General features: G+C 43.1%; 10 protein-coding genes. 6 read left to right on the top strand and 4 right to left on the bottom strand.

The features are described from left to right. Positions 1–207: 207 nt before the first annotated feature. From E2L07_RS13430 to E2L07_RS13420, 3 genes are all read left to right on the top strand, one after another. Positions 208–1,002, top strand: coding sequence for a S1C family serine protease (locus E2L07_RS13430; protein ID WP_053431070.1), 795 nt, complete (start codon positions 208–210; stop codon positions 1,000–1,002). A gap of 240 nt (positions 1,003–1,242) precedes the next feature. Next, positions 1,243–1,332 (top strand): YjcZ family sporulation protein, encoded by a 90-nt coding sequence (locus tag E2L07_RS13425; RefSeq protein ID WP_010898342.1) that lies wholly within the window; start codon positions 1,243–1,245, stop codon positions 1,330–1,332. A 36-nt stretch (positions 1,333–1,368) separates the two neighbouring features. Further along, positions 1,369–1,533, top strand: coding sequence for a YjcZ family sporulation protein (locus E2L07_RS13420; protein WP_134229816.1), 165 nt, complete (start codon positions 1,369–1,371; stop codon positions 1,531–1,533). A gap of 46 nt (positions 1,534–1,579) precedes the next feature. Here E2L07_RS13420 and E2L07_RS13415 read toward each other — a convergent pair whose 3' ends face one another. Next, positions 1,580–2,548 carry a S8 family peptidase gene (locus E2L07_RS13415; RefSeq protein ID WP_134229815.1) on the bottom strand — a complete coding sequence of 323 codons (969 nt, stop codon included), beginning with the start codon at positions 2,546–2,548 and terminating at the stop codon, positions 1,580–1,582. A gap of 363 nt (positions 2,549–2,911) precedes the next feature. On the opposite strand from E2L07_RS13415, the gene E2L07_RS13410 reads away from it, so the two are divergent. Continuing rightward, positions 2,912–3,166: a DUF2187 family protein gene (locus tag E2L07_RS13410; RefSeq protein ID WP_010898339.1), complete on the top strand. Its 255-nt coding sequence runs from the start codon at positions 2,912–2,914 to the stop codon at positions 3,164–3,166. Between the two features lie 96 nt (positions 3,167–3,262). Here the strand turns inward: E2L07_RS13410 and E2L07_RS13405 are convergent, their stop codons facing one another. From E2L07_RS13405 to E2L07_RS13395, 3 genes are all read right to left on the bottom strand, one after another. Further along, positions 3,263–4,093: an arylamine N-acetyltransferase gene (locus E2L07_RS13405; protein WP_134229814.1), complete on the bottom strand. Its 831-nt coding sequence runs from the start codon at positions 4,091–4,093 to the stop codon at positions 3,263–3,265. A gap of 362 nt (positions 4,094–4,455) precedes the next feature. Further along, positions 4,456–5,367 carry a 5'-3' exonuclease gene (locus E2L07_RS13400; RefSeq protein ID WP_134229813.1) on the bottom strand — a complete coding sequence of 304 codons (912 nt, stop codon included), beginning with the start codon at positions 5,365–5,367 and terminating at the stop codon, positions 4,456–4,458. 193 nt (positions 5,368–5,560) lie between these two features. Further along, positions 5,561–7,696 (bottom strand): ATP-dependent Clp protease ATP-binding subunit, encoded by a 2,136-nt coding sequence (locus E2L07_RS13395; protein WP_134229812.1) that lies wholly within the window; start codon positions 7,694–7,696, stop codon positions 5,561–5,563. 228 nt (positions 7,697–7,924) lie between these two features. Here E2L07_RS13395 and E2L07_RS13390 point away from each other — a divergent pair, with 228 nt between their 5' ends. Continuing rightward, on the top strand, positions 7,925–9,076 hold the full coding sequence (locus E2L07_RS13390; RefSeq protein WP_134229811.1) for an acyl-CoA dehydrogenase family protein: 1,152 nt from the start codon (positions 7,925–7,927) through the stop codon (positions 9,074–9,076). A 175-nt stretch (positions 9,077–9,251) separates the two neighbouring features. Beyond that, positions 9,252–9,644 (top strand): DMT family transporter, encoded by a 393-nt coding sequence (locus tag E2L07_RS13385; protein ID WP_134229810.1) that lies wholly within the window; start codon positions 9,252–9,254, stop codon positions 9,642–9,644. The last annotated feature ends 294 nt before the right edge of the window (positions 9,645–9,938 follow it).

The raw sequence follows: 9,938 nt of genomic DNA, 5'->3' as shown, positions 1-9,938 counted from the left end.
GCACTGAAAGACTTGAAAGGCTTTTAAAAGCCCTAAGATTCTTAACAGAGGAGAACCCTAACATTCTGAATTCGCTTACACCTATGAGAATGGAAAATATTCCTCCCACAAAAGGTTGACACAATCCTGGTTACGTTGGCAATCGAAAAAACCATTTAAAATATGATATCCTTAATACATAGAAGTCTTATACAGGAGAGTTGATGAATGAGGCAAAATGAAAAAGAACCATCGGAAGAGCTAGACGAAGAAGTAGAAGAACCTAGCATAGAAGATTTTTTTCGTGAAGAACCTCCAGATGAAGAAGAGATTCAGCGTAAGCAACGATCAAGAAAACTGAAAAAATGGATCGCTTTACTCATTGCAGGCTTTCTTATTTTAAATGCCTTTGGGTTGTTATTGAATTATGTGAACGCTGATTTATGGAACCTATGGCAATCAACCGAGGAGTTAATGGAACGAGAAGAGATACAAGAAATGAGTGAAGCGGTTGTTACGATTCATGGGCATCAATCGAGAGGTACCGGGTTTGCCATTTCGGGTGACGGGCTCATTTTAACAAATGATCATGTTATTGATGAGCTGCCTTCGATTATTGTGGCGTTTCCAAGTGGCGAATTATACGAAGGTGAGGTTATTTGGACTGATCCTGCTCTTGATGTTGCATTGCTTCAAATTGAGGCCGCCTCTGTTCCTCATTTACCATTAAGTAAAGAAGATGCGGCTGTTGATGACACCATCTATGTCATTGGGAACCCATTGTCTCAAAGTCAAATTGTGAACGAAGGTGTGGTACTAGAACAAACACGGGAGCACAACGTATTGCAAATCACAAATCCAATCTATCCCGGACACAGCGGTAGCCCTGTGATCAATGAGCAGGGAGAGGTCGTTGGGGTCGTATATGCCAGACCAACTGCGAGCTCCAGAATGGATGAGGGGAGTACGAGGGGCCTCGCTGTTCCCATTTCAGATATTTTACCACTTTTAAATGAGCATTAAATAATGGACAGCCTTTTGATGAGCATAACCGTCGATCTAGACATTATTCATGACGGAGATTTTCGCGAATAAAAAAGAGGAAAAGATGGGCGATGACCCATCTTTTTTAGTTAGAGCCCAAGATATAAGCCTTTCTCTCCCTTTTTCAAAGGATCATAATAGATTATTTATTCAAGAACCCAATCAAACCTAAAATCACTGACATAGTGTATCAATGAGAAGGGTAAGGAGGTGAACGTCTTGAGTGCAGGATTCCATGGCGGAGGTTTCGCGCTGATTGTCGTGTTGTTCATTTTACTTGTTATTGTAGGTTCAGCTTTTTGTTGCTAGCCTAATGAAACTATGGAAAGAAAGGGGAATTTACGTATGTATGGATATGGTTACGGTCCTGTAGCAGGTGCTGGATTTGATTGTGGATACGGTTATGGTCCAGTTGCAGGTGTTGGCCACTGCCCAGGAAAAGGTTTTGCGCTAATCGTAGTGTTGTTTATCCTTCTCATCATCATCGGCGCATCTTGGGGAAAGTGCTAATCAATTAAAAAGCAGCCCATAAAAGGCTGCTTTCTTCTATGAAAAATTACGCTGTTTCTATACGATCTTCTGTTTCACTTATACGCGAGCCGCCAGAAGTTAGCTTCAATAACCCGTTTCCTTGCAGTTTTCGGCTGTACGATAAGGAAGCGGTTCGTTTGATTAATTGAGCAAAAAGCTCAGGCTCTGTGATTTTTCGCTCAAATTCTCGTTCAAATTTTTCAATTAGTAAAGCAGCAGCGCCTGTCACATGAGGAGTAGCCATCGAGGTGCCAGTCAGTGTGGCGAATTTGTCACCAGGATAAGTAGATAAAATCCTCTCTCCCGGAGCAACTAAATCGATTTTGCAGTTGGAGTTACTGAAACGAGAAATCTCTCCTGATAATGAAACAGAGCCAACTTGAACGACTTCAGGATACGCGCCAGGATAGGCAAACTCATCTGTTTCCTCATTACCATCTCCGTCGTTTCCTGCGGCGCAAACGACTAAGCGCCCGGAAGCGACGGCTTCTTTAATCGCATCATGGAGGCGAGGATCATTCTCCTTACCACCGAGTGACATGGATAGAACCTGAACTTTCTCACCATTTGGACCTTCCCAATTGATCGCATGGCGAATTCCTTCTACAACCCATTCGGTCGTTCCGAAGCCTCGATTCGATAAAACTTTGACGACGAGCAACTGACACTCAGGAGCCACTCCGATCACGCCACGGTCGTTTTCCGTCGCTGCAATGGTACCGCACACATGGGTTCCATGTCCATTTTGATCGGAAACAATTTCGGGATCATTACCGTCATCTGAGGTCACATTGTGTTTGCCTATGATTCGGTCACGTAGTTCATAATGCTCCACATCACAACCAGTGTCCAAAACAGCAACGACAATTCCTTTTCCTTTGTACCCTTGCTGCCAAAGATCTGGAGCTTCAATCATCTCAATGCCTGGAGGGATCTTTTTTGTGTCATCTTGAATGGATGTCACTTCGTAGGGAATCAGTCGAACTCGTCCCATGGAAAACACCTCCAAATTTGGATTGAACCACAGTATATCAAGGATTAATTAAATTGACAATACAAAACAGAATATTCAGTATTTTTAGCATATAATTCCCCGCTCCTTCGACAAATATTGTGACGATTGGAAGGCAAAAAGTCGCCTGTTTTTAGGCCTAATGAAACGTTTTCTCTTTTTGAGAAGGGTTAAATATACTTGATACATATGGAGAGTTTTCAGAAAGAATTCAAGGGAGGAATCGAGACACTTTTGTCGAATTATGATACGATAGTAAAGATTCGTTCCAAATAATGTTTTACCAATAGAAAAGGGTATTGAAGTATCTAGTGGTTTTTTATTGGTACAGAGGAGGACCTTGTCATGGCAGAAGAAAAGCAAGCGATTGATCCATTGGCGATTGCACAAGAGAGAGAAGTCATCCTTTTTAAGGGACATAAAATGAAGGTACTTGCCATTCACACGAATAGCGTAGTTGCTGAATTTCTAGATTACCCGATTCCAGGTGAGGAAGAAACGTATCCCCATTCAAGAACCGTCATCAACCACCGCAATTATGAGCGAACATTCAAAACGGTTGATGGTGAAGTAATTACACTAGAGGATGAAGAATCGTAAGCGTTGAAACAATAGAAGTGGATGTAACGGTACACGAAAACAGGTAAAAGCCATTTTTACCTGTTTTTTGCATGTTCGGCATCTCCCGTCACCCTGTCATGATTCTGTAAATAGGTCGACAGACAATTGCTTTAATACAGCGATCGCCTTTCGGACTGGTAATCTCGATAGCTTGAACTCATCGAACAACACCTCTTCGATCTCTTGTTCAGACTCTAGCATAGTAACGACTGTTTCACCGTTATCATATTGAACGGTCAGGCGCGAATTAACGAGCGATACACTACGCTTTTGATCTGGCTGATAGAGGTGACATCTTAAGATCGACATAAATGTGGTGCCGAGTTGATATGAACGTTCAAGAGCAGGTAAAAAATCATTAATAGTTTTTTTATCATGAGAATGAAAGTACCACGTGTTGCCGCTTTGTTTCCCATCAATTATGCGAATATATTTATAATTGAATGGGGGGGTGTCATCCGGTTGGAGAAGCACTTCATCACGGCCAAACCGGGTCGAGGTTGTAGCATGCCCCTCCAAACGTACAGGACTAAACAAAGGGGCAGTGGCACCGCAGTCTACATAAAATGGCTCGTCGTCCATTTGGACAATGATTCCTAGGTGTTCTCCACCAAGCATCACCGGATAGGTATCAAAGCCCAGTGCTTGTAATAGGCGAAAGAGATTTGCGTTCAAAGTATAACATGTTCCTCCATAATGGTAGCTTTTATAGTGTGAAAGAAATTGCTCCATTGTGGGGATGCCTATTTGTCGATTCCTAAAGAATAGAAGCTTGCTTATATTTTCAAACGGGAACGTACTTAAATGAGCTTGGCATATACGTGCTAAATAATCATATGACGGTTGGTTGATTGGTAATTGCAAGAGAGACAAATAGTTTTTGACACAGTTAAGTTGATAGTCCATCGTTTCCTCTCCTTGTTTTGGCTATGATGGGTTGTTCAGAAGTCTCTAGTAGCATACAAGTTCGCATATTTCCATTAGACGACTATTCAGCTGTTTGGGCAGCTGCTGACCTAGCCGCTGGATGAGACGAAGGGCCCAAGATGCTAATGTTTGAAATTTGCTAGAGCAAGGGAGAGATTATTTACTTTTACGACCGCTGGCGACGGTGCTGCACCTTCCTTAGAGGTTTCTCTTTTGTCAATGATAAAAGGCATCACTGGACATCTTAGATAATCTAAACATGATCGTTTGAATCGATGGCAGCTGCTCTAACCGGTAATATCCCGACAACGTGTAATATCATCGGGATGTTTCATGGAAGTCTATCCTAGTTTTAGCTCTGTTTGCACCGGGGCAAGCTTCACGCGAATCCCACAACGAGCGAGGGTGTCTATGATCAAATCGGCAGGTGTTGTTAGTACAAGGCTGTTTAAAGAAAAAGAGGAAATACCCTCAATCTTAGTCGTAATCGTGGCAAGTTCCTTGCTTATGATCACACTTTCCTCACCAGCGACTAGTTTTTTGTGATATCGTTTGTACTTTGGATCTAGATCTTCTATTTGTTCATATAGTGTTTCAATGGTTCCGTATTGCTGGATTAAAGGAAGGGCCGATTTTTCTCCGACACCGGGGCACCCAGGGATGTTGTCACTTTTATCACCAAGTAATGCTTTGACATCGACCCATTGTGCAGGACTAATGTTGTAGTCGTTCCTAAAATTCTCTTCTGTGTAGATCAGGTCCTTGCCTTTACTGGAAATGATCTGTGATGTGGATTTAGAGAGCAGTTGTAATAAATCACGATCATTGCTGTAAATGAAGCAATGGCCTTTCTCTTCCTTGGCCCAACGGCAGGCGAAAGCACCGATCGTATCGTCTGCTTCGTATGGTGGAATCGTCACTTGAGCGACGCCGATCTCCTCTAACAGTGAGGTAGCCGTTTCATATTGTTCAATTAAAGCTTCTGGCAGTTCTCCGCGAGAGGCTTTATAAAAAGCGAATGCTTGTCTTCTATGGCTATCTTCCCGCTTCACATCCCATGCGACAGCCACATGGGTCACGTTGTGCTCACGAATGAGCTGAAAAAGTTTTGGGAAAAACACCCGCAATGCGTTAATGTAGTAGCCAGCTTCATTGCGAGGTAACTGGGCTTCGTCTTTTCCATAGGATGTAGCGAAATAACCGCGGCTCAGCAAATTAAAGCCATCGATTAACAATAGAACAGGTGAGTGCACTTGAAAAACTCCTCTTTGTTAAAGTTCAAATCTTTTTTCTATTGTACCATGGATGGCGGGCATCTGTTTAATCAACTAAAGAAATCTGCGATTGTAAGAGCCTAGGGGCGACAGTAGGACCGTATAAGTTAAAACGAAAATTTTTTATGCCTTCTTAACACAAAAAGAAAGCCCGCGCTAAATGACGCGGGTTTTACGCGAAAGTGAACGATTGTTGAACGACATCATAATCGACATGAATGGCGTTGATGCTTTCTTCATCGATCAGCTTTTCGGTTATGCTGTCCTCGACATGGTCTTGAATTGCCCGGCGCAACGGTCTCGCGCCAAATGCACGGTCAGAGCCAATTTTAACGAGTTGTGCTTTTGCTTTCTCAGAGACAGTAAGGGATATATCTTGTTCAGCTAGACGGTCTCCTAAGTCTTGTAGCATCAAGTCAACAATTCGCATAAGATCTTGCTCTGTGAGATGGTTAAACTCAATAATCGCATCAAGACGGTTTAAGAATTCAGGTTTAAAGTATTGGTTGATTTGTTCAAGAATTCCGGCTTTATTTTGTGTTTCCACATTCTTCTCAAAGCCGACGGTTATTTTTTTGACACCAACACCTGCGTTGGACGTCATAATGATCACCGTATCTTGAAAGGAGACGGCTCGGCCTTGACTGTCAGTGAGACGTCCGTCCTCAAGGATTTGCAAGAACATATGCTGAACATCAGGGTGCGCTTTTTCAATTTCATCAAGCAAAATGATGCTGTAAGGCTTACGGCGAACTTGCTCTGTTAATTGGCCGCCTTCGTCATGTCCGACATAACCTGGAGGTGATCCAATTAGTTTAGAGACAGAGTGTTTTTCCATAAACTCACTCATATCGAGGCGGATCATCGCTTCTTTTGAGCCAAACAATTCTTGGGCTAGTGTTTTCGTCAGTTCCGTTTTACCAACACCTGTTGGTCCTACAAACATAAAGCTAATCGGGCGATTTTTCGGCTTCAATCCAGCACGGCTCCGTTTGATCGCTTTTGCTACTTTTTCAACCGCTTCTGCCTGACCAACCACTTGTCTAGCGAGACGGTTGTGCAAATCTTTCATTTTCGTTTGCTCTGCTTTTTGCAGCTTGCGAACAGGAATGCCTGTCCGTTTTTCAATGAGCCCTTGAATGTCTGCAACAGTAACTTCAGTTTTTTCCGCACGGTTTTCATTCATTTGCTTGTGCAACAAATTTTCCTCATCACGGAGTTTGGCTGCACGTTCATAATCTTCTTGTGCCGTCGCCTGTTGTTTTTCTTTTGTGATTTCAGCAAGGCGTTCCTTTAGTTCATCAAGGGTCGTAGGACCAGATGTAAGAGTGAGCGCTGAGCCAATCTCATCCATTAAATCAATCGCTTTATCTGGCAAGAAACGATCTTGAATGTATCGATCGGATAAGCGAACGCACGCTTCAAGTACATCATCAGGGTAGCTTACGTGATGATAAGCTTCATAGATGGGGCGCACCCCTTTTAAAATCTCAACAGCTGCTTCAAGTGTCGGCTCCTTAACTGTGATTGGTTGAAAGCGACGTTCAAGGGCCGGATCTTTTTCAATTTTACGGTATTCGTTTAAAGTAGTTGCACCAATGATCTGCAATTGGCCTCTAGCAAGGGCGGGTTTCAGGATATTTCCGGCATCCATTGAGCCTTCAGACGTAGCACCTGCACCTACGACCATATGGATTTCATCGATAAAGAGGATGACGTCGTCCCGCGCTTCTAGTTCACGGACGAGTTGCTCCATCTTTTCTTCAAATTGGCCGCGATAGCTCGTTCCTGCCACGAGAGAGGATAGCTCAAGTTCGTACACTTCCTTGTTTTTCATTTTCGCCGGAACGTTGCCTTCGGCGATTCGTCGAGCAAAGCCTTCGACAATCGCCGTTTTCCCGACACCAGCTTCTCCAATCAGCACAGGGTTATTTTTCGTACGGCGGCATAAAATTTGGATCAGCCGTTCAACCTCTTGGTCACGTCCAATAACAGGGTCGATTTGTCCTGCTTTTGCTTCTGCCGTTACATTTCGACCATGCTGATCTAAAAAACCACCTCCGCTATGATTTGTTTTTGATTTCATTGCGATAGAGCTTACAGGTTGATCGCTTCCATTCATAGAAGAAGAAGTAGAACCGATCCATTGCTTAAACATGTCGTCAAATGAAGAAAAGTCGGAAAAACCAAATGGCTGCTCGATCTGTTGATAGCAGCTTGAACAAACATGAAGTTGTTGACTGGATTGATTAATCTTTACGTGCAAAGTGACAGTCGCTTCATTGGTTTGACATTGTTGACATTTCATCATACATACCTCCTCATTTATTTTTTTGACTTTGATTAACTTTGACCTTTTTAAAATACGAAATTTGACTTTGACTATCTTTGACTATTAATTTAACGAAGGAATTCAAAGTTGTCAAGGATTTTTAAAAAGAAATTTTTGGAGATATTGTTAGAAAACCAATCAAAACATTCGATGGAAGTGACTAGATTTGCTACAGTAGAAGAAGGAACTGAAGGAGGAAAGACGATGGACCTTTTGACATGTGAGACGGAAGCGCAGCGACTTACGGTAACGAAAAAAGTGGCCTCAGCGTTTCAAGAGGGGGCGCGAATTCATGATCAGGAAAGCACGTTCCCGTTTGCTCATATTGAAGCGTTGAAAAAGATTGGCTATCCTAGCTTAGCGTTGCCGAGGACTTTCGGTGGCCTAGAAATAACACTGCTTGAAATGATGAAACATCAAGAAACGATTGCCCGTTTTGATGGTGCAACAGCTTTGTCGATTGGCTGGCACGTCGGTCAAATCTTTCAATGGAGGGCTACTGCACAGTGGAAAAAGCCGGAGTACCGCTTGATTTGTGAGCAAATCCAAAACAAGCAAATTCTATTGAATTCAGCGGCGACAGAAAAAGCGACAGGCAGTCCAGCCCGCGGCGGGAAGCCCACGACGACAGCGACAAAAAGTGGAGAAGAGTGGGTTATCCAAGGGAGAAAGACGTTTACGAGTATGGCACCAGCGTTGGATTACGCGTTGGTGACGGCCACCATTGCAGGTGAAAATGAAGTGGGGCAATTTTTAGTCCCGATGAACGCGAGAGGTGTCACGATTGATGAGACGTGGAACATGGTTGGCATGCGGGCTACATCAAGTCACGACCTTGTCCTTGATCATGTTCGTTTACCGTTAGAAGCGCTTATGGAACGAATAGAGCCTGGAATGAAAAAAGCAGCAGGTTGGCTTCTTCATATTCCGGCATGCTATCTTGGCATTAGTCAGGCGGCTTATGATGAGGCGATTCGCTTTGCGAAGCAGTATTCACCAAATACACTAGACGGAACGATTTCAACGTTACCCCATGTACAGCAAAAAATCGGAGAAATGGCGATGCTTCTTATGCAAAGTCGCACCATTCTTCATTCGGTTGCTAGACAGTGGGATGAAAGCTCTGACTTGGAGCGAGAGGAAATGAAAAGGGAGCTAGCGATGGCAAAAGTAACGGTTATCAATAACGGACTGAGCGTCGTGGATATAGCGATGCGTATTGTTGGTGCTCACAGTTTGCATATGGATCATGATTTGCAACGGTACTATCGTGATATGCGCGCTGGCTTGCACAATCCTCCGAGCGAGGATATGACGATCGCCATGTTAGCAAAGGAAGCCTTACTTGATGAGTAGAAGAGCTTACTTAAAAGCGGTCCCCTTCATAACTGGGGATCGCTTTTAAGTAAGGATGGGAAAACTGTAGGTGAATTCCCGATAGTTCCTATCAATGGAAGGGATGTCCGTGATTTCGTTATCTCCGTTGCATCGATTTTCCATTTCTAATGAACGTGTAAAACCTTAGTATTTGATGAAATACGGATTTTTGCCTTTTACGTTGTATACGATAATATCTGGTATTTTATGGATGTTGTTTTTTGCTCCAGGTCTTTGGATGAGCATACAAACAGCCGACATATCTCATACGATGGTTGTCGTATATCTGGGCTTATTTCCTACTGTCGTTCCCTACTTTGCCATTGCGTATGTAACGATGAAGGCGGGAGCATCTGAAGCAACGATTATTTTGTACATCACCCCTGTTCTCGCCATGGTTCTATCTTGGCTATGGCTACACGAAATTCCAGGATATGTTTCGGTCGTTGGTGGTATTTTAACATTAACGGGTGTGTTGTTTGCAACAAGCGACATGCATAAAGGTGACAGAAAAAAGCCATCGAAAAAAACGAGCGTAACACTGTAGTTTCTGAGTCTTAGGAAAGGGAGCAAAATAATTTACAGATGTTAAGTTTAATGCTAAACTGATGTGGAAAGAACGGAGGTGGCTAGTCGGTGAACGAACGAAGAAATGAACGTCTAGGCATTTTACTCTGGTTTCGACTGGCGCGATTTTATTTACAGAGCTTGTTCAAAAAGCCATAAAATCCGAAAAAAAATAAAAATGCACCTTAGCGAAAAATGGTAAAATGGAAGTAACGAATCAACCAAAAATACCAATTTGCGAGGTGCATTTTCATGGATATGCAGCTAGAACTGC

The sequence above is a fragment of the Halalkalibacterium halodurans genome (genome assembly GCF_004376175.1).
GTDB classification, from domain to species: domain Bacteria; phylum Bacillota; class Bacilli; order Bacillales; family Bacillaceae_D; genus Halalkalibacterium; species Halalkalibacterium halodurans.
Note: the sequence above shows the minus strand (reverse complement) of the source record. Positions and strands in the feature narration are given on the sequence as shown.